This is a genomic window from Mycolicibacterium hodleri, from assembly GCF_025822245.1.
Lineage (GTDB): Bacteria > Actinomycetota > Actinomycetes > Mycobacteriales > Mycobacteriaceae > Mycobacterium > Mycobacterium hodleri.
The window spans coordinates 19,808-38,421 of sequence record NZ_JACKTL010000008.1; the positions used below are offsets into that span (position 1 = coordinate 19,808).

Annotated in this window: 18 protein-coding genes; 6 read left to right on the plus strand and 12 right to left on the minus strand. The window is 70.0% G+C overall.

Annotated elements, in window-relative coordinates:
* From H7J06_RS01170 to H7J06_RS01180, 3 genes are read right to left on the minus strand one after another with little or no spacing between them, the layout of a single operon-like run.
* Positions 1-1,416, minus strand: a complete 1,416-nt coding sequence (locus H7J06_RS01170; protein ID WP_264036242.1) for a hypothetical protein — start codon at positions 1,414-1,416, stop codon at positions 1-3.
* Positions 1,413-1,718 carry a type VII secretion target gene (locus H7J06_RS01175; protein ID WP_264036243.1) on the minus strand — a complete coding sequence of 102 codons (306 nt, stop codon included), beginning with the start codon at positions 1,716-1,718 and terminating at the stop codon, positions 1,413-1,415. Before H7J06_RS01175 ends, H7J06_RS01170 begins: the two co-directional genes overlap by 4 nt.
* Before the next feature lie 43 nt (positions 1,719-1,761).
* Complete coding sequence (locus tag H7J06_RS01180; RefSeq protein WP_264036245.1) at positions 1,762-3,063, minus strand: helix-turn-helix domain-containing protein; 1,302 nt, start codon at positions 3,061-3,063, stop codon at positions 1,762-1,764.
* Positions 3,064-3,475: 412 nt separating this feature from the next.
* On the opposite strand from H7J06_RS01180, the gene cobT reads away from it, so the two are divergent.
* Entirely contained in the window at positions 3,476-4,549 is a 1,074-nt protein-coding gene (cobT, locus tag H7J06_RS01185; protein WP_275078827.1) for a nicotinate-nucleotide--dimethylbenzimidazole phosphoribosyltransferase, read from the plus strand.
* Entirely contained in the window at positions 4,546-6,054 is a 1,509-nt protein-coding gene (locus H7J06_RS01190) for a precorrin-2 C(20)-methyltransferase (RefSeq protein ID WP_264036247.1), read from the plus strand. The genes cobT and H7J06_RS01190 overlap by 4 nt, the downstream gene beginning before the upstream one ends.
* On the opposite strand, the gene H7J06_RS01195 is transcribed toward H7J06_RS01190, so the two are convergent.
* The 6 genes from H7J06_RS01195 to H7J06_RS01220 are packed head-to-tail and all read right to left on the minus strand — an operon-like array spanning position 6,020 to position 11,440.
* The gene (locus H7J06_RS01195) at positions 6,020-6,442 is read right to left on the minus strand and encodes a hypothetical protein (protein WP_264036249.1); all 423 of its coding nucleotides are present in this window, start codon (positions 6,440-6,442) and stop codon (positions 6,020-6,022) included. The genes H7J06_RS01190 and H7J06_RS01195 overlap by 35 nt on opposite strands.
* The gene (locus H7J06_RS01200) at positions 6,439-6,807 is read right to left on the minus strand and encodes a glycerol dehydratase reactivase beta/small subunit family protein (RefSeq protein ID WP_308205666.1); all 369 of its coding nucleotides are present in this window, start codon (positions 6,805-6,807) and stop codon (positions 6,439-6,441) included. The genes H7J06_RS01195 and H7J06_RS01200 overlap by 4 nt, the downstream gene beginning before the upstream one ends.
* The gene (locus H7J06_RS01205) at positions 6,794-8,680 is read right to left on the minus strand and encodes a diol dehydratase reactivase subunit alpha (RefSeq protein WP_264036251.1); all 1,887 of its coding nucleotides are present in this window, start codon (positions 8,678-8,680) and stop codon (positions 6,794-6,796) included. Before H7J06_RS01205 ends, H7J06_RS01200 begins: the two co-directional genes overlap by 14 nt.
* Before the next feature lie 16 nt (positions 8,681-8,696).
* Positions 8,697-9,284, minus strand: coding sequence for a propanediol/glycerol family dehydratase medium subunit (locus tag H7J06_RS01210; RefSeq protein WP_308205667.1), 588 nt, complete (start codon positions 9,282-9,284; stop codon positions 8,697-8,699).
* Between the two features lie 2 nt (positions 9,285-9,286).
* Positions 9,287-11,002, minus strand: a complete 1,716-nt coding sequence (locus H7J06_RS01215; protein WP_264036253.1) for a propanediol/glycerol family dehydratase large subunit — start codon at positions 11,000-11,002, stop codon at positions 9,287-9,289.
* Positions 11,003-11,011: 9 nt separating this feature from the next.
* Positions 11,012-11,440 carry a diol dehydratase small subunit gene (locus H7J06_RS01220; protein WP_264036255.1) on the minus strand — a complete coding sequence of 143 codons (429 nt, stop codon included), beginning with the start codon at positions 11,438-11,440 and terminating at the stop codon, positions 11,012-11,014.
* 117 nt (positions 11,441-11,557) lie between these two features.
* On the opposite strand from H7J06_RS01220, the gene H7J06_RS01225 reads away from it, so the two are divergent.
* The 3 genes from H7J06_RS01225 (at position 11,558) to cobA (ending at position 14,190) form a co-directional block, all read left to right on the plus strand.
* The gene (locus tag H7J06_RS01225; RefSeq protein WP_264036257.1) at positions 11,558-12,298 is read left to right on the plus strand and encodes a (2Fe-2S)-binding protein; all 741 of its coding nucleotides are present in this window, start codon (positions 11,558-11,560) and stop codon (positions 12,296-12,298) included.
* Positions 12,299-12,434: 136 nt separating this feature from the next.
* Positions 12,435-13,079 (plus strand): response regulator transcription factor, encoded by a 645-nt coding sequence (locus H7J06_RS32055; protein ID WP_275078829.1) that lies wholly within the window; start codon positions 12,435-12,437, stop codon positions 13,077-13,079.
* On the plus strand, positions 13,051-14,190 hold the full coding sequence (gene cobA, locus H7J06_RS01235) for a uroporphyrinogen-III C-methyltransferase (protein ID WP_264036258.1): 1,140 nt from the start codon (positions 13,051-13,053) through the stop codon (positions 14,188-14,190). The genes H7J06_RS32055 and cobA overlap by 29 nt, the downstream gene beginning before the upstream one ends.
* A gap of 51 nt (positions 14,191-14,241) precedes the next feature.
* On the opposite strand, the gene H7J06_RS01240 is transcribed toward cobA, so the two are convergent.
* Positions 14,242-14,952 (minus strand): MIP/aquaporin family protein, encoded by a 711-nt coding sequence (locus tag H7J06_RS01240; RefSeq protein ID WP_264036260.1) that lies wholly within the window; start codon positions 14,950-14,952, stop codon positions 14,242-14,244.
* 254 nt (positions 14,953-15,206) lie between these two features.
* Between H7J06_RS01240 and H7J06_RS01245 the strand changes: the two genes are divergently transcribed.
* Positions 15,207-15,611, plus strand: coding sequence for a GlcG/HbpS family heme-binding protein (locus H7J06_RS01245; protein WP_264036262.1), 405 nt, complete (start codon positions 15,207-15,209; stop codon positions 15,609-15,611).
* 24 nt (positions 15,612-15,635) lie between these two features.
* On the opposite strand, the gene glpK is transcribed toward H7J06_RS01245, so the two are convergent.
* Complete coding sequence (gene glpK / locus H7J06_RS01250) at positions 15,636-17,153, minus strand: glycerol kinase GlpK (RefSeq protein ID WP_264036264.1); 1,518 nt, start codon at positions 17,151-17,153, stop codon at positions 15,636-15,638.
* Positions 17,154-17,257: 104 nt separating this feature from the next.
* Positions 17,258-18,592: a phosphoglucosamine mutase gene (glmM, locus tag H7J06_RS01255; RefSeq protein WP_264036266.1), complete on the minus strand. Its 1,335-nt coding sequence runs from the start codon at positions 18,590-18,592 to the stop codon at positions 17,258-17,260.
* Positions 18,593-18,614 lie beyond the last annotated feature (22 nt).

Consider the following 18,614-nt stretch of genomic DNA (forward strand, 5'->3'; position numbering starts at 1 on the left):
CTACTCCCCGACCTGGGGTAGCTCGTCGGCCGCGATCTCGCAGGGCGTCGGCCCGGTGTCCCCGGCGAGGGGTTGTGCGACGACGGCGGGCGGCGGCTCCACCGGTGGCTCGGGCGGCACGGTCGGCGCGGGTTCCGTTACCGGGGGCGGCTCGGCCGCCGCCTCGGCGACGTCGGCGGCGGGCTCCCCAAGTCCCTCGTCGGCCTCGGACACGGCGGGGTCCTCGCCCTCCTCGCCCTCGTCGTCTTCGGCCTTCGCGACCTCCTCGTCGTCGTCGTCCTCGTCGTCCTCCTCGTCCTCCGGCGGGTCGTCCAGTTCCTCGTCGGGATTGTCGGGATCGTCGAGGTCGACGGGCTCGTCGACGCCGGCGGAGTCGGCCAGCTCGCCGCCCGAGCCGACCAACCCGCCGATCAGGTCGGCCAGCTGCTGCCCAAATTCCCCAAACCCCCCGAGGCCGGACCCCGTCGATCCCATGGCACCCATCGGCGCCGTGCCCGCGCCGAACTCTCCTGCCGCCGGCGTCGTCGACGTCGGCGGCGGCGCTCCCACGGGTGCCGCGGGAGGCGGGATCGTCGCCGCCTCCGGACTGGACCACGGCGCGGCCGCCGCCGGTGCGGGGACCGATCCGACGGCGGCCGCGGGGACGGTCTGTACGGACGCGGGCTCCGGCACGGCCGCGGCCACCGGCGCGGGCGTCGGATCCTTCGTCGCGACGAGGTCGCCGCGCGGGCCGAGCACACCGGGCACGCCGAAAGCGGCGACCGGTGCGGTGATACGCGCGATCGCCGCGTCATAGGCGGCGTCGACCGCGGCGGCGGACTCGCGCATCGCCGTCACCCAGTCGGCTCCGACGATCGCGTCGACGAACGGCGTCACCTCCAGGTCGACCAACTCACTGGCGGCGGCGACGTCCCCGGCGCCGGTCGTCACCGTCTTGGCGGCGGCCAGCCAGTGGGCGCGCTGCTCGCCCACGAGGGCCTCGGTGGCCGCCACCTTCGCGTCGACGGCCTGCCACAGCGCGTCTCGCAGGGTGGCCACCGCGTCGGCGGCCGCCCGCACCGCCGAGCTGACGGCGGTCGCGGATTGGCAACTGCGCCAGAGGAATTCGCGAGCTGCCGTCGCACCCCGGCCCGACCAGGCGGCGTCCAGATCAGCCATCACGTCGGCCTGCATGCGGGCCGCGTCCTCGGCGGCCGACGCGGCGGCCGACAGCGCACCGTGGTCGGACTCCAACGCCCGCAGGTCCAGGCCGTCCTCACCGGAGTACCAGTCGCGCACCTGCGCGGGGTGCCCCGTCAGATCGGGGTGCTGATACCCGAGCCGACGACACGCCGCCACGTACTCCTCCACGTCGTCGACGGCAGGTCTGCCCTCGGCGAGTCGGCCCGCGACGTCGACGGTGTCGCCCACCGTCATCCCAGCCGCGCTGCGCCGCGCGCGTCGACCTCGACGTAGCGGTCGCCGGACGCCCGCAACGCGGCGGCGATCTCGCGCATCGCCCTGGCCCACGAGGACGTCTGGCCGACGACGTCGTCGACGGCCCGCCGCACGCCGTCGCCGCCGGCCACGTGATCACGACCGGCGACGGCACCGTCGAACACGAGGCGGTTCAGCCCACCGCGGGCCAACCCGTCGACGATGTCTGCGATCGCGTCGCACCGGCCGGCAGCGTCGAGAAGCGCCCCGACGTCGACGCGTGCGGACTGTATGTCTCCCATGCCCGAATACGACGCAGCGCGGGGCCGTCCGGTTCCCGTCGGTTCAGGCGAGATCCATGTCGAGCCCGGCCAGATGGCCGCGGGCGCGCGCCTGACCGACCGACCCGGCACCGGCGCCGTCGTGCAAGAGCCGCCAGCCGTCGCGGTCGTCGCGACCTTCCGGCAGGTCCAACCAACGCCTCAGGACCGCCAGGTCGCCGGTGGCGATCACAGCCGTTCGCAGACTGGTGCTCAGCTCCGTGCGCAGGCGCGCCACCGCTGGGGACATCGACTGCGGCAGCAGCGCGCCGGTGTAGACGTCCAGCGCGGCGGCGACCCGGCCGGACCGCAGCTCGTCGAAGACCTGGCTGACGTCGCTGACCACGGGCTCGAGCAGCCGGTACGGCCGCGACCCCACCACCACCGGCTTGATGACGCGTCGCAGGCGCGACATCTCGGCGCGGACCGTCACCACGTCGAGGTCCTTGTCGTCGAGCATCATCGCGAGGTGGTCGGCACTGAGACCCTCGGGATGCTGACTGAGCAGGACCAGGATGTCGGCGTGCCGCGGGGTCAAGCTCGACGACCGGCGGTTGCCCCGCTCGTCGGCGGCCTGCCACCGCGGGCGGCTGGCGCCGAGCACCCGCAGCCGGGCACCCACCGGATCCGCGGCCGGGGCCGCCGGCTTGGTGAGCCGCAGCAACGCCAGATGGTTCTCGACGGCGACGGCGGTGGCCCGCACCAGGGCCAGCGCTTGCGCCGAGGCAACCTCGACGCCACCGGTCAGGTCGATCGCGCCGAGGAGGTCGCCGGTGCCGGGGTCGTGGACGGGCGCCGCGGTGCAACTCCACCGCTGCGCCACCCGAGAGAAGTGTTCGGAGCTGCGGATCTGCATCTCCCGGTCGAGGGCGAGCGCGGTGCCCGGCGCGTTGGTCCCGACGCGGCGCTCGCTCCAGTCCGCGCCGGGAACGAAGTTCATCGACTCCGCCTTGCGGAGTGCCTCCGGGTCGCCCTCCACCCACAGCAACGTGCCGTCGGCGGCGGTGATGGCGACCACCACGCCCGAGTCCCTGGCGTCGTCGACGAGCAGCCGCCGGATCACGGGAAGGGCCGACGCCAGCGGATGCGCGTCACGCAACCGGGCGAGTCGCAGGGTCGCGTCGGACGACTCCGCGCCCTCGGTGTCGGGGTCGACGCCCTTGGCCAGGCTGCGGCGCCAACTCTCGGCGACGACGGGCCGGATGGCCGTGGAGTCGAGATAGGTCGAGTCGACTTCCCCCGCCACGAACAGATCGTGCACCGCGCGCAGGGCAGTCGGCGGCGGCCACGACGGCGTACGGCCGTCCAGCGCCTTCGACAGAACCACCCGTGACCACGCTCCTTGCACCGGCGAACACCACGGTCCGAGCCTCGAGGCCAGACCGCCCCCGCTCGTCACCACAGTAGTCCTCCGGCCCGGCTGCGTAGGGGATCTCCCGACAAACGTGCACGCGCCGCTCGTGTGAGCGGCCAGCGGCCTCGGGCCGCTTTCCACCGGGCCGCGACGGGGGTGGTTTATCATCGGTTTGCGCTTGGCGTACAGGAATCTGGTGGAAGCCCAGAACGGACGCGCCGCTGTGAACACGACTGGTGAAAGCCTGTGTGTGAGTCAGATGTTGGGCCAAGAGCATCCTGAATCGAACGGGGTCGCGAGACGCCCCGAAAGGAACCCAGATGACGACGATCCACCCGGGCCCGACCGCCCACCCACCGCTCGTGTCGGTTCCCGCGGCCTTCTGATGGATTTCTCCGCAGTGCCTGCGCCGGATGCCGACGCCGAGCATGCCGCCCGGTCCCGCCAGGACTCCCTGACCAAACCCCGCGGCGCGCTGGGACGACTGGAAGAGCTGTCGATCTGGGTGGCGGCCTGTCAAGGCACGTGTCCCCCACGACAGTTCACCCGCGCCCGCATCGTCGTCTTCGCCGGTGACCACGGCGTGGCCAAGTCCGGCGTCTCGGCCTACCCGCCCGAGGTGACCGCGCAGATGGTCGCCAACATCGACGCCGGCGGTGCCGCCGTCAACGTGCTCGCCGGCAACGCCGGGGCAACGGTCCGCGTCGTCGACGTCGCCGTGGACTGCGACGAGCCGTTGTCCGAACGGATCGGCGCCCACAAGGTGCGCCGCGGCAGCGGTGACATCGCGGTCGAGGACGCCATGACCGCCGAGGAGACGATCGCCGCGGTGACCGCCGGCCGGCGCATCGCCGACGAGGAGGTCGACGCCGGCGCGGACCTCCTGATCGCCGGCGACATGGGCATCGGAAACACCACCCCGGCGACGACGTTGATCGCCGCGCTGACGGGCAAGGAGCCGGTTGCCCTGGTCGGCAGGGGCACCGGCGTGGACGACGCCGGCTGGATGCGCAAGACCGCGGCGGTGCGCGACGCGCTGTACCGCACCCGGGGCGAAACAGCGGATCCCCTTGCGCTGCTTCGTATCTGCGGTGGCGCCGACCTGGCCGCCATGGCCGGCTTCTGCGCCCAGGCCGCCATTCGGCGTACCCCCGTGCTGCTGGACGGCGTCGTCGTGACGGCCGCCGCCCTGGTCGCCGAACGGCTGGCCCCCGGCGCGTCGACGTGGTGGCAGGCGGGTCACCGATCCACCGAACCGGCACACGCGGCCGCGCTCGCACATCTGGGCCTCGACCCCCTCGTCGACCTGGGCATGCGACTCGGCGAGGGTTCCGGCGCCGCGGTCGCGTTGCCACTGGTGCGAGCCGCCGTGGCCATCCTGTCGTCGATGGCGACCTTCGGCGAAGCCGACGTGTCGGATCGCGACGACACCGATGACCGGTCGGCGGCGACCCCTTGAGCGGCACGCACGGCAAGCTGTGGGCGGTCGGCATCGGCCCCGGCGACAGCGAGCTCGTCACGTTGAAGGCCGCCCGGGTCATCGGCTCCGCCGATGTGGTCGCCTTCCACTGCGCCCGCCACGGGCGCAGCGTGGCACTGTCGGTCGCCGAACCGTTTCTGCGCGATGGGCAGATTCACGAACGGCTGACCTACCCGGTCACCACCGAGACCACCGACCATCCGGCGGGCTACCGCGGCGCCCTCGACGACTTCTACACCAGTGCCAGCGAGGTGCTCGCGGACCACCTGCGAGCGGGCCGCAGTGTCGCCCTTCTCGCCGAGGGCGACCCGCTGTTCTACAGCTCGTACATGCACATGCACAAGCGCCTGGCCCACGAGTTCGACACCGAGATCATTCCCGGCGTGACGTCGGTCAGTGCGTCGGCCATGGCGGTCGGCACTCCCCTCGTCGAGGGCGAGGAGACGTTGACGGTGCTCCCCGGCACGATGTCGGCCGACGAACTGGTCCGCCGGCTCCGCGACGGCGACGCGGTCGCCATCATGAAGCTCGGCCGCACCTTCCCCAAGGTTCTCGCGGCGCTGGAAACGGCCGGCGTCGCAGACCGCGCCTGGTACGTGGAACGCGCGTCGACGTCGGCGCAACGCGTGATGCCGGTCCGGGACGTGGATCCCATTACCGTGCCGTACTTCTCGATGGTCATCGTCCCCGGTCCGCTGAACAACCCGGCGCCGGTTCCGAGCGGACCGACGATGGGTGAGGTGGTCGTCGTCGGACTCGGTCCCGGCGCAGACAGGTGGACCACCCCCGAGGTGCACGGCGAACTGGCCAGGGCGACCGACATCGTCGGCTACAAGACCTATCTGGCGCGCGTCTCACCGCGGCCCGGCCAGCGGTTGCACCCCAGCGACAACCGCGTCGAATCCGAACGTGCCTGCATGGCATTGGATCTGGCGAAGAACGGCGCCAGGGTCGTCGTCGTCAGTTCCGGTGATCCCGGCGTGTTCGCGATGGCCGCCGCCGTCGTCGAGGTCGCCACCGAACCCGCGTGGAGCGACGTTCCGGTGCGGGTGGTGCCCGGGATGACCGCCGCCAACGCCGTGGCGGCCGCCGTCGGCGCCCCGCTCGGCCACGACTACGCCGTGATCTCGCTGTCGGACCGGTTGAAGAGCTGGGACGTCATCGAGCGACGTCTGCACGCGGCCGTCGACGCCGACATGGTGATCGCGATCTACAACCCCGGCTCGGAGAGTCGGACGTGGCAGGTCAGCGCGCTGAAGGAGATTCTGACGCAACGCCTTCCGGGCGACCGCCCGATCGTCCTCGGTCGGGACGTCGGCGGTCCGGAGGAGAGCGTGGTGGTGACGACGGTGGCCGCCTTCGACCCCTCGGTCGTCGACATGCGGACCCTGCTGATCATCGGTTCCTCGACCACGACGGTGGCCGAGCGCGCGGCCGGCCGGGCCGTGTTCACCTCGCGACGGTACGAGACTCCACGAGGTTGAGCTCGGCGATTTCGATCAGGTTGCGCCAGAAGCTGTGGCGCTCCAGCCGGGTTTGGCCGATCACCATCGCGCGCCACTGCGCGAGCAGCGGTGTGAAGGACTGATTCTCGTCGAGCAGGGCGACCGTGTCGGAGACCAGGTCGCCGCCCACGGGCTCGGCCGGGTTCAGCGTCCGCCACAGCCGAGCGGTGATCCGCACGCGGCGGCGGTGGTCGACCAGTGCGGACAGCAGCCACCGAATCGCCCGCCGTTCTTCGTCGCCGATCCAGGTGGCGTCCCCGCAGCTGTTGAGGAAGGCCTGTTGGGCCTTGGTCGTCTCGTTGAGCTCGTTCAGGACACGGACCGCCTCGACCCGCATCTGGGGCGCGGGCACCCCATCGAAATTCACGAAAACCGTTCCGTGCGAAGCGGAATGCCCACCACGATGCGGGCGGCGTTGTGGCCGAGGATGCGGGCGGTCGCCGCACCCGCAGGGCCCGGCGAGGACAACTCGGGAAGGGGGTCGGTGAGCTTGTCGTGCTGGACGCACACCCGCCCGTCGGCGTCGATCCCCACTCCGACGGCCAGTGAGGACTGGCCGGCGGCCGTGCGGGCGAGTTCCGTCGCGTCCACGTCGTCGCCTGGGCGTTCGACCACCGACGGCACGCCCTCCTCCTCCATGCCGGCCAGCACCTCGTTCTCAACCCGTCCGGCCACACGACTGAGCACCAGAATGGCCGGTTTCTCCGGCTGACCGCCCTCACGCACGCGCACCGACCTCGGGTTCGGTGGCCGCGTCGCCGAGCGACGCCACGTACGACGCCACCAGACCGGAGGCGACCGCGTTGCGGGGTCCCTCCGTGCCGCGCACGTTTCCGGTGCCGCAGACGATTCCGAAGGGCGCGACGGCGCTGGCGATCAGCTCCGGAATCTCGAAGTCGAGGGCGCACCCACCGAGCAGCACGACGAAGCCGATCCGACGCAGGTCGCCGCCCGGGGCGATGCTGCGAAGCGCCCGAAGTGCGTTCACCACGAACACCCGTTCCTTGGCGGTGCGCCGCACGGTGCGGATCCGCTCGAGCGAATGGCGGGTGGGGATGGGGTTCATCCCGCCCTCGAACTCGCTCAGCGTGACGACGCGGGCGAAGGCGGTGGCGGGCAGCGGCTTCTCGAAGAACTGGACCGTGCCGTTCTCGAGCCGGACGTGAAAGAAGCTCTCCGCCTTGGCCAGCGGGCACCGTTTGATCTCCTCGGCCAGCTCGCGGTTCTCCAAGCCCAGCTCCGCGTCGATCAGCTTGGTGACGAGGTCACCGGCGCCTGCGAGGTGCGTGGCGTCGGTGTGGCCGTCGGTGCCGATCACCGCGGCGTCGGTCGACCCGCCACCGAGGTCCAGCACCACCAGCGGCTTGGCGGTCCCAGGCGTCGTCAGCGCGCCGAGCACCGCCATCTCGGCCTCCACGCCGCCGACGACGACGTCGACCCGCTCGGCCCCCGCGTGGCGCAGATGCTCGGCGACGGCGTCGGCGACGGCTTGCATCCCGCTCTCCTTGGTGCGGACCATCGCCGCGAGGGCGACGGCGTTCTCGAGTGCGACCTCACCGGCGACACCGCCCCGAACCTCCTGCGGCACCAGGGTGTCCACGGCCAGCAGGTCCTTGATCCGCACGTCGGCGAGGTCGTGGGAGGAGAGGTCGGCCATGCTCTGGCGGACGTTGGCGATCATGCCGCCGGTGTTGGTGCCCGCCTCCCCCACCACGTCGACCAGCGGGCTCACCCGCTCCACCTCCGCCATGATCTCGGCGGCGCCGCGCGAGACGTCGACGGTGGCGCGCTTCGTGCTGCCCTCGAGTTCGAGCGAACCCGCCGGGATGGTGCGGTCGGCGACGTCGCCCGAGGGCGTGCGCACCACCACCGCCGAGCGGTTGCCGGTGAGTGCCCGCGCGACCGGCGACACCACCTTGGTCTGATCGGAGTCAAGGTCGAATATCGTTGCGAGGCCATAGGCATTCGACAGGGTGCGGATCGACTGCCCGGGACCGGCCACCTCGACGGCGGCCGTCATCCCGCGCGGTACGGCGTCGATGCGCGACACCTCGTCGACGATCGGAATCTTCGCCTTCAGTCGATTGGCCACCAGGACGGCGTCGTCGTGACACAGGATCGCCCCGGTGATCTCGACGCCGCGGTCGCACGCCGCGTTGATCGCCCGGGCGGCGTCGTCGAAGTCGACGCCGCGTGGCACCAGCACGATGGACGGCGATCCCACCTCCACGTCGTCGAGCGCCGCGAAGTCGACGATGATGCCGACGCCGAGTCCCCGACCTCCCGGGGTCCGCGGGTCGTGACCGATCATCGTCGACTCGGTGATGATCGTCTCGGTGATGGTCTCCATCGCCAGGCCGCTGATCACCGGTGTCGCCTCGTTCAGCAGGATCAGGTCGAGATCCGCCAGGCGGACGCCCGCGCCGTCGAGAGCCCACGTCACGGCCTTCGCCACGCCGTCGACGTTCTTCGGGGTGCCCTTGACGCCCGTCGTGCGGGTCAAGGCTGCCCCGACGTAGGACACGGCGCCGTCGGCGCCGACGGTGGCGACGCTAGCCTCCGTGGTCGAGTTGCCGATGTCCACCCCGACGACCGTGCGGACCACTGGGGTCAACTCCCGATCAATCGACGGTCGCCGCGGCGAACTCCGGCATCACCTCGACCGGCTTGACGCCCTTGCGGACGAGCTCGGTCTCCTTGAGGTGAAGCAGTGCCGCCTTGGCCTGCCAGCGGGGACGGGCCATCTGGTCGTTGAGCGTCGGAACCGGTTGCGGCGACTCACCCTTGGCGTACTGGGCGGCGTTCGAGCCGATGTCGCGGTAGGTCTCCAACGTCAGCAGCGGGCACTGCGGGAACAGCTCCAGGCTGGACAACCGAGGCAGATCCCGCTGGTGGATCATCGACGTGCCACGCCCCAGGATGCCGATGCCGATGCCCGACCCCGACAGCTTCGCGGCCGTGTGAGCCATGTACGCGAGATCGGCGCTGTTCTGCACACGGATGATTCGGGCACTCGCCTCCTGCTCTTCGATGCCCGCCAGGATCTGGCGGATCACCTCCGAGTGGGGCAGGCCGACGATGGTCTGGGTGAACAGGCCGCCGAAGCCCGGCGAGATCGCGATCACCACCTCGTCGGACTTCCTGCCCCGCTCCGCGACGCCGATTTCCTTGAACGACAGCGCTCGTGGGGCGTCCTGATTGGTCGACACGGTTACTCCACCTCCAGCTCGGGGTTCGATGCGCTGGTGACGTGGCGCAAGCGTTTCATTTCCTCCCAGCGGGCACCGGACGGGCGATACCCCGTTCCGGGTCCGGCGTAGTCGTTGGCGTCGTTGACCGCGGAGAGCACCACCAGCGACGGTGTCATGATGGCCGAGGTCTGCAGGAGGTCACCCGAAATGCGTTGGCGGAGAATCACCAGCAGGTTCTCGGCCATGTCCGAGAAGCCCGTCGATTCCAACGCCTTCACCAAGTCCAGCCCGGTGATGTTGCGGTCCATCACCTGCTGGGCGCCCTTGAGGTCCTCGAGCACGTCGCGCGGGAGCAGTTCACGGCTGCCGTTGGCGTAGACCGCGGCGTCGATCTCGGCGTCGCTGATCGGCGGCAGGTCCAGGTAGCGGAACACCGCCTGCAGGGCCTTGCCCGCCCTGGTGCGGACCGCGAGGATGTCGGATTCCTTGACGTGACGCAGCCCACCGTCGATCTGTAGATCTCGCTGGATGGTGTTGAAGTCGTCGAAGTCGTCGCTGTCGAGGTTCGATCCCGCGAACATGTTGTCGTAGTTGGGCACTGCTGAATATCCGGAGCAGACGAAGTCGGTGCCCGGCATCATCTGCGGCATCAGCCGCGCGGTCCGGCGCATCGCCGAATGCGAGAACGACTGGTCGTTGCCGGAGGCGCATTCGAGGTCCACCGCCGAGGCGATGAGATTCTCCGCGGCTACCGCACGGATGCCGGCGGGCACCGCGCCCGGCACGCCGATGCACGAGATGGAGCCGTTCTGCAGACCCTGCACCCCGGCACCCTTGGCGATGAGAATGCAGCGAATCTCGAGGTACAGCATGGACTTTCCCTGCGCGTTGCCCATCTGCACCTCGGATCCGGTGCCGGAGGTGAAGCGCATCTTGATGCCGCGGGAGGCGTACGCCGCGGCGAGGAACGCCTTCGACCACGGGGTGTCGTCGCCGTCGACGAAGACCGGCTCGGTGCCGTAGACGGAGATGGTTTCGGCGTAACCGGTGATGCCCCGCATGCCGAGGTCCAGCTCGGTGGCCTCCTCCAGCGCGCACTGCGTCAGGGGTCCGCCCGGGTTGACCTGGCTGCCGATCTGCAGCGCCATGGCGACCAGCGGTGCATACCGCACGACGCCGAGAGTCGTTTCCACCTCGGAGAATCCGCGGATGGCGGCCTCGGCGGCCTCACATGCCACCTGAACCGGATTGTCCCGGGCGCTGGTGCAGTGCGCCTGGTTCGCCGGCGTGCGGCGTGCACGCATCTTCTGCATGCCCATCATGATTTCCACGATGTTCAGGTTCTTTGCCACCGCCAGCAGCTTGGCCGGGGTCAGCCCGCCGGTGACCGCGATGACCTCCTTGCGGGTGACCCCCGGGTCGACCAGCATCCGGGCGATCTCGTCGGCGGGAAGCGCCATCGACTGCTCGGTGGTCTCGACGTCGAGTGCCTTGTCGGCGATGAACTGGTCGATGAAGTCGAAGTCGGCGCGCTGCACGCCGTCCATCTCGACGATCACGCCGTTCTCGACCCGCACGCTCGGCTCGGGGTCGAAGGCGCTGTCCATGGCGACCATGCCCACCTCGGGCCACTCCTCGACGAAACCGTCCAGGTTGACCGGGCGGTCCTCGAGCAGCTCGGTCCGCGCGGAATGCCGCACGTCGCTTGCAGGTTGGCGAATTGCCTCAGCCGTCATCGTCGTCTCCTATTCGCTCGTCGCCAGGATGTCGCGCCGCTCGTAGACGTCGGCCGCCTCCCGCACCAGTTCCGCGAGGAAGGTCGCGGCGTACTGGCTCTCCAGCTCCTCGGCGATGGCCTGCAGTTCGTCCTTCGTCGACGCGTTGGGGCGCAGGGCGTTGTAGATCTGCAGCACGCGTTCGTCGCTGATCGCCGTCATCTCCGCCGCCCGGTGCAGGTTGGCGCCCAACTGCTTCCTACCGTCCTTCTCCGCGATCTGGGCCTGCAGGCGCAGCGTGTCCGGAGTAATCCGCAGGTCAGTGGCCTGGACGTCGCCCGAGACGACGGCGTCCATGGTGATGTCGTCGATGGATCGGCCGGTCGGGGTGAACAGCAGATCCCGTCGGTTGTCGCTCAGCGGATAGTCGACCGCGGGATCGAGGTTGGGTTGCGTCATGCAGTGCTCCATGAGGTCAGGGGCGCTCGGGTGATCTGAGCCGGTTGCCTGATGCCATTGTGGCTGCCGTCACGTTGCAGCAACGTTGCACTCGACCGACCCGCTAGCTTGGGGACGATGAACGGCACGTACGACGGCGCCGCGCTCCTGGCGGGAACGGCCGCACTCGGCGGCTACTTCGCCATCCCCGCGTTCGGGGACGACGAGGGCGCCGAGTTCGCGACGCTGCTGTCCGACGCGGACGTGGTGCGCGCGTTCGTGGAGCGCACCCGATCGGCGATCGCGGCGTCGACGGACAACGATCCGGCCGACGTTCCGCTGCGGATGGCCGCCTCCTCGTTTCAGTTGAACGTGGTGGCCCGACTCGTCTCCCCCGTCGTCGGCGCGGCCGCCCTCTACGGCGCGGTGCCCGTCCTCACCCCGACGTCGGTGCGGTGGACGACGACCGGTCACCACTCGCCTCGGCTCGGGACGGCCCACCCCGATTGGCTGCCCGCACCAACCCCGTCCCAGGCGGCCGACGTGATCTCGAAATCGTTGCTCACCAACGTCTTCGGCCCACTCGCCGAGATCCTCAGGGCGACGGCGTCGCTGTCGGACCGCGTCAGCCGGGGCAACGCCATCTCCGCCGCGAACGGCGCGGTGACGGTGATGGGACTGTCTCGGCCCGACCTGGCGCCGACGGGTCGGGCGTTGGTCCGAGCGTTGTTGGACACCGGGCCGCTGACGGACACCGGCCACTTCGTGGGCGGCCAGTTCGTCCGCCGGAGTTGCTGCCTGTTCTATCAAGCACCGGGGGCGGGGCTGTGCCAGGACTGCGTGCTCGATGCAACGCAACTGCAACGCACCAGGCGTTAGCATTCGCCCGCTGACCGGCAGGACGGAGTCAATGATGGGTTGGTCACAACCGCACTACGCACCGATTCACCCAGGCAAGCGGGGGCCGCAGATTGTCGCGGCACGCCACATTTCCTATGCGCGAACGGTTTTCGTGATGAACGACGAACTGCTCCTGCACGGCCTGGTGCATCTACTGGGAGAGGCCGACGGTATCCAGATCGTCGGCGATCTGCGGCACGACGACGACCTGGTCGACCGGCTACGGCTGGTGGCCCCGGAGTTGTTGGTCGTCGACGCCGACCACGGCCTGCAATTGGCGACGCTGCGGACGCAGCTCGACCCGGTGCCGAAGATCGTCGTGGTCATGGACGGCGAGGAGTCGCCGGGGCGCGCGCTGGAACTGATTCGCGCCGGGGCCGACGCCCTCGTCGACCGCAGGTCGCCGTCGACCGACCTGTTGAGCGCGGTCGCCCGGGTCCTCGACGGTCAGACCGCACTCGACCCGCACAGCGCCAATACCCTCGTCGACGAACTGCGTTCGCAAGCCATGACGACCGAATTCGACTACGCGGGTCTGCTCACGCGCCGCGAAAAGGAAGTGCTGGCACTGCTGACCGAGGGGTTGGACAACCGGGCGATCGCCACCGACCTGTTCATCTCCGAGGCCACCGTCAAGTTCCACCTCCACAACATCATGGACAAGTTCGGCGTGCACAAGCGCGCCGCGCTGGTGTCGGCGGCGTTGCGCGGTCGCGCACGGGGAGGCGTCGGTGGTCGGCCCGCAGCACGCATCCGCTGACCAGCCGTCGACCGTCCCGGTCGAGCTTCCCGTCCGTGGGATGCCGGTGACCGTCGTCGGCTCCGGGGGTCGGGCGATGACCGCCACCGGCACCCTGGTCGCGGCGGGCGCGGTCGTCACCGTGGTGTCCCCCGACCCTGCGCCGTACCTGTCCGACCTCGCCGACCGGGGGCTGATCACGGTCCACCGGCGAGAGCTCACCACCGCCGACGTCGACTCGGCGGCACTGTTGTTCGCCCACACCGGCGACGCCGACCTCGACGCCTCGATCGCCGCCGACGCGCACCGGCGAGGCGTATTCTGCGTCCTGGACCGCGCTCCACGTCCGACGCCCGCGGCCCGTCGCGTCGGCCGGGTCACCCTGGTCGGCGGCGGACCCGGCGACCCCGGACTGCTGACCGTCGCGGGCCGGGACGCGATCGCCAACGCCGACGTCGTCGTCACCGACCGACTCGCCCCCGTCTCGGTACTCGGCCACCTCGCACCGCACGCCGTCGTGGTGGACGCCGCCAAGATCCCTGGCGGGCGCCGCATGGAGCAGAGCGAGATCAACGCCCATCTGATCAGCCACGCACTGGCGGGCAGGACGGTCGTGAGGCTCAAGGGTGGTGACGGATTCGTGTTCGGCCGCGGCGGCGAGGAACTCGACGAATGCGTGAAGGCCGGCATCACCGTCGACGTGATTCCCGGCGTGAGTTCGGCGATCGCGGCCCCCGCCTCGGCGGGGATTCCCGTCACGCATCGCGGCCTGACCCAGGGCTTCACGGTGGTCTCCGGGCACGTCCCGCCCGATCATCCCGACTCGGCGGTGAACTACGCCGCGCTCGCGCGGACCAACACGACCATCGTCTTGATGATGGCCGTGGCCAACCTCGACGCCATCGCCCGCGCCCTCGTCGACGGGGGCATGAGTGCCACCACACCGGCGGCGGTGATCGCCGACGGCAGCCTCGCCAGCCAGCGGGAGGTCCGCGGCACGCTCGGCACCATCTCCGAGGCGGCCCGTCGCGCCGCCATCGGACCGCCGGCGACCACCGTCATCGGCGCGGTGGCGGGCTTCATCCCCGGCCGGGCGGCATCGCAACGCACCGCGGAACTCAACATCCGCTAGGACGATCGAACACGCTGCAGCGCAACGTGTTCGATCGCACCCGGGCACGGTTTACATCACCAGCAGGCCCAGTCCCGCGGCGAGCGCGGCGCCCAAGAGCGGGCCGAACACCGGCACCCACGAGTAGCTCCAGTCGGGGCCGGCCTTGCCCTTGATGGGCAGGAACCAGTACGCGATCCGCGGTCCCAGATCGCGAGCTGGGTTGATGGCGTAGCCCGTCGGGCCGCCGAGACCGAAACCGATGGTGATGACGACGAACGTGACGGCGCCGTAGCTCAACGCCCCGTTGGCTTGCGGGTTGGTCAGGATGAAGAAGACCAGCACGAAGGTCGCGATCACCTCGGTCGCGACGTTCCACGGCAAACCCTTCACGAACGGCGTCGTGCAGAAGATGCCGCGGGTGCCGGAGTTGTCGTCCATGTTGTCGAACTGCAGCTTGAAGGCAACCCAGCACAGAGACGCGCCGACGATGCCACCGAGCATCTGCGCCGCCCAGTAGACGGGCAGCGACGACCACGGGATGCCTCCCGAAATCGCCAGTGCCAGTGAGACTGCCGGATTGATGTGAGCGCCCGACGGGGCGGCGACACTGGCACCGGCGAAGACGCCGAACCCCCAGCCGAGCACGATGATGATCCAGTCACCGCCGGTGCCGTGGGAGTAGGAGTTCTTCAGCACCACTGCGGCCACCGAACCGTTGCCCAGGAGGCAGAGGATCGTGGTGCCCAAGAACTCCCAGATGAAGATGTCGATGTTCGACACTGACCACAACCTCTCTGAAGGACGGCGTGCACCCACCCTGTCCGACCAGTATTTTCACGAGCGCGCCGTGGGTGGCGGCTTTCGTTTCGTCCCGCCCAACTACTGACCCGACGGTGAGTCTTTGGATAGTCTTTTCGCGTCGGGACCATGGATCGGTCGCGAAACCCGACAATCGCTCATGACACGCCTGTACGGTCGGACGTGATTCCCGTCGTCCAAAAGCCTTGTAGCAACGCTCATTAGAAAGGTCACCCATGAGTGCCATCACCCTGTCCGCTGCCACCAAGGCCGTCGACGCCGCCGTCGCGAAGGCACGCGAGATCGGTCAGCCGATGAACATCGCCGTCGTCGACGACGGCGGGCACCTGGTGGCGTTCGCCCGCATGGATGGCGCCATCAAGGCCAGCGTGGACATCTCGATTCGCAAGGCGCGCACGTCCATTTTGATGAACGCGCCCACCAGCGCCCTCATGCCGCTGGTGCAGCCGGGTGCCGAGCTCTACGGGCTGGAGCAGCTCAGCGGCGGCATGGTCATCTTCGGGGGCGGCATTCTGCTCACCGAGGGTGACGTGGTGATCGGAGCGATCGGCGTCAGCGCAGGCAGCGTCGAGCAGGACGTGTCCGTCGCCGAAGCCGGCGTCGCCGCGCTCGCCTCATAAGGGCGGCGCGGCAACGCCTTCCGGCTAGGAGACGTCGACCCAGTCGAGGGTGCGCTGCACGGCCTTCTGCCAGCCCTCGTACCCCGTGGCGCGCTGGTCGTCGCTCCACGACGGCGTCCAGCGCTTGTCCTCCTGCCAGTTGGCCCGCAGGTCGTCGGGGTTGTCCCAGAACCCGACCGCCAGCCCGGCCGCGTAGGCGGCACCCAGCGCGGTGGTCTCCGCCACGACGGGCTTGACCACGTCGACGCCGAGCACGTCGGACTGGATCTGCATGCAGAGATCGTTGGCGGTGATGCCGCCGTCGACCTTCAGAACCTCAAGGTGCACACCGGAATCGGCCTCCATGGCGTCGACCACGTCGCGGCTCTGATAACAGATTGCCTCCAGGGTGGCCCGCGCGACGTGCGCGTTGGTGTTGAACCGCGACAGCCCGACGATCGCGCCGCGGGCGTCCGAGCGCCAGTACGGGGCGAACAGCCCGGAGAACGCGGGCACGAAGTACACCCCGCCGTTGTCCTCGACCTGCCGGGCCAGCGACTCGCTCTGGGCGGCACCGCTGATGATGCCGAGTTGGTCACGCAACCACTGCACGGCCGACCCCGTCACGGCGATCGAACCCTCCAGTGCGTACACGGGTTTCGCGTCGCCGAACTGGTAGCAGACGGTGGTCAGCAGCCCGTTCTCCGAGCGCACGATCTTCTCACCGGTGTTGAGCAGCAAGAAGTTACCGGTGCCGTAGGTGTTCTTGGCCTCACCGGGGGCCAGGCACACCTGCCCGACCATCGCGGCCTGCTGGTCGCCGAGGATGCCGGTCACCGGTACCTCGCCGCCCAGCGGACCGGTGTCGAGCGTGACGCCATAGGGCTCCGGGGAGGACGACGGCACGATCCGCGGCAGCATCTGCCGCGGGATGTCGAAGAACGACAGGAGCTCGTCGTCCCAGTCGAGGGTCTCCAGGTCCATCAGCATGGTCCGGCTGGCGTTGGTCACGTCGGTGACGTGCACGCCGCCGCGCGGACCGCCGGTCAGGTTCCACACCACCCAGCTGTCACTGGTGCCGAAGATGGCGTCGCCACGCTCCGCGGCCTCGCGGACGCCGTCGACGTTCTCCAGAATCCACTGCACCTTGCCTGCCGAGAAGTAGGTGGCGGGCGGCAATCCGGCCTTGCGCCTGATCACGTCGCCGCGCCCGTCTCGGTCCAGCGCGGTGGCGATCCGGTCGGTGCGGGTGTCCTGCCACACGATCGCGTTGTAGTACGGCCGGCCGGTCTTGCGGTCCCAGACCAGGGCCGTCTCGCGCTGGTTGGTGATGCCGAGCGCGGCGAGGTCGGTGGTCTGCAGCTTGGTCTTGTTGAGCACCGAGGACAGCACCGACGCGGTCCGCTCCCAGATCTCCACGGGATTGTGCTCGACCCAGCCGGCCTGGGGCAGGATCTGGTCGTGTTCGAGCTGGTGCCGGCCCACCTCGGCACCGTCGTGATCGAAGATCATGGCGCGGGTGCTGGTGGTGCCCTGGTCGATCGCAGCGACGAACTTGGTCAACGGTGCTCCTTTGCCTGCCGGCCAACCGCCGACGCACGTGTGTCTGTCGTCACATACGCTAGCCGTTCAGGGTTGCAGCATGGTTGCAATGCGCGATCTGGACCTCAGCGCTGCTGGCTCACCGAATCCGCCACCCGCGCGGCCAACAGGCGCGCGGTGTCCTCGTCGGCAGCCTCCACCATGACCCGGACGACTTGCTCGGTTCCGGAGGGGCGCAACAGGATTCGACCGGTGTCACCGAGTTCGGCTTCGGCCTCGGCCACCGCGGACCGCACCGACGGCGCCTCGGCGACGGTGGCCTTGTCGGCGACCTGGACGTTGATGAGGACCTGCGGCAGCGTGTGCATCGGCGCGGACAGTTCGGCCAGCGTCGAGCGGGTCTGCGCCATCCGCGCCATCAGGCGCAACCCGGTGGCGACCCCGTCACCCGTGGTGCCCAGCGCGGGCATCACGACGTGGCCGGACTGCTCGCCGCCGAGGGCGTAGCCGCCGGCGCGCAGTTCCTCGAGCACGTAGCGGTCGCCGACGGCGGTGGTGCGCACCTCGATGCCCTCCGCGCGCATCGCGATGTGCAGCCCGAGGTTGCTCATCACCGTGGCGACCAAGGTGTTCGACGTCAGCTCGCCGGCGTCGCGCATGGCCATCGCCAGGATCACCATGATGGCGTCCCCGTCGACCACCTCGCCCGAGGCGTCGACGGCAAGACACCTGTCGGCGTCCCCGTCGTGAGCCAGACCGAGGTCGGCGCCGTGGGCGCGAACCGCCCGCTGCAGCACGTCCATGTGCGTCGACCCGCAGCCCTCGTTGATGTTGAGCCCGTTGGGTTCTGCGTTGATGGCGATCACGGTGGCACCCGCGGCGCGGTAGGCCAGCGGGGCGGCAGCGGAGGCGGCGCCGTGGGCGCAGTCGACGACGACGGTGATGCCGTGCAGCGGGGTGGAGGCGGCCGTCGCGAGGTGCCGCAGATAGCGGTCCAGCGCGTCGTCGGCGTCGAGCACGCGACCGATGGCCGCGCCGACCGGGCGTTCGCCGGGTCCGGCGCCGAGGAGTTCTTCGATGCGGTCCTCGGCGTCGTCGTCGAGCTTGTGGCCGCCGGGGCCGAAGATCTTGATGCCGTTGTCGGGCATCGGGTTGTGCGACGCCGAGATCATCACGCCGAATTCGGCGCCGTAGACACCGGTCAGATGGGCGACGGCCGGGGTGGGCAGCACGCCGACCCGCAACACGTCGACGCCCTCGCTGGTGATCCCGGCGATGACGGCGGCTTCGAGCATCTCGCCACTGGCGCGCGGGTCGCGGCCGACGACGGCGACACGCCGCCGACTGCCGGAGGTGCCCAGTCGGCGAGCGGCGGCCGACCCCAGGGCCAGCGCCAACTCGGCGGTCAGATCGGTGTTCGCGACGCCGCGGACTCCGTCGGTGCCAAACAGGCGACCCATGCTCCTCCTAGAAAAACCGAGA

Bases quoted from the DNA above. Each gene is read 5' to 3' on its own strand.
- H7J06_RS01215 (WP_264036253.1), bottom strand. From the start codon at position 11,002: ATGACGGCTGAGGCAATTCGCCAACCTGCAAGCGACGTGCGGCATTCC.
- glmM (WP_264036266.1), bottom strand. From the start codon at position 18,592: ATGGGTCGCCTGTTTGGCACCGACGGAGTCCGCGGCGTCGCGAACACC.
- cobT (WP_275078827.1), top strand. From the start codon at position 3,476: ATGGATTTCTCCGCAGTGCCTGCGCCGGATGCCGACGCCGAGCATGCC.
- H7J06_RS01220 (WP_264036255.1), bottom strand. From the start codon at position 11,440: ATGACGCAACCCAACCTCGATCCCGCGGTCGACTATCCGCTGAGCGAC.
- H7J06_RS32055 (WP_275078829.1), top strand. From the start codon at position 12,435: ATGAACGACGAACTGCTCCTGCACGGCCTGGTGCATCTACTGGGAGAG.
- H7J06_RS01225 (WP_264036257.1), top strand. From the start codon at position 11,558: ATGAACGGCACGTACGACGGCGCCGCGCTCCTGGCGGGAACGGCCGCA.
- H7J06_RS01170 (WP_264036242.1), bottom strand. From the start codon at position 1,416: ATGACGGTGGGCGACACCGTCGACGTCGCGGGCCGACTCGCCGAGGGC.
- H7J06_RS01245 (WP_264036262.1), top strand. From the start codon at position 15,207: ATGAGTGCCATCACCCTGTCCGCTGCCACCAAGGCCGTCGACGCCGCC.
- H7J06_RS01175 (WP_264036243.1), bottom strand. From the start codon at position 1,718: ATGGGAGACATACAGTCCGCACGCGTCGACGTCGGGGCGCTTCTCGAC.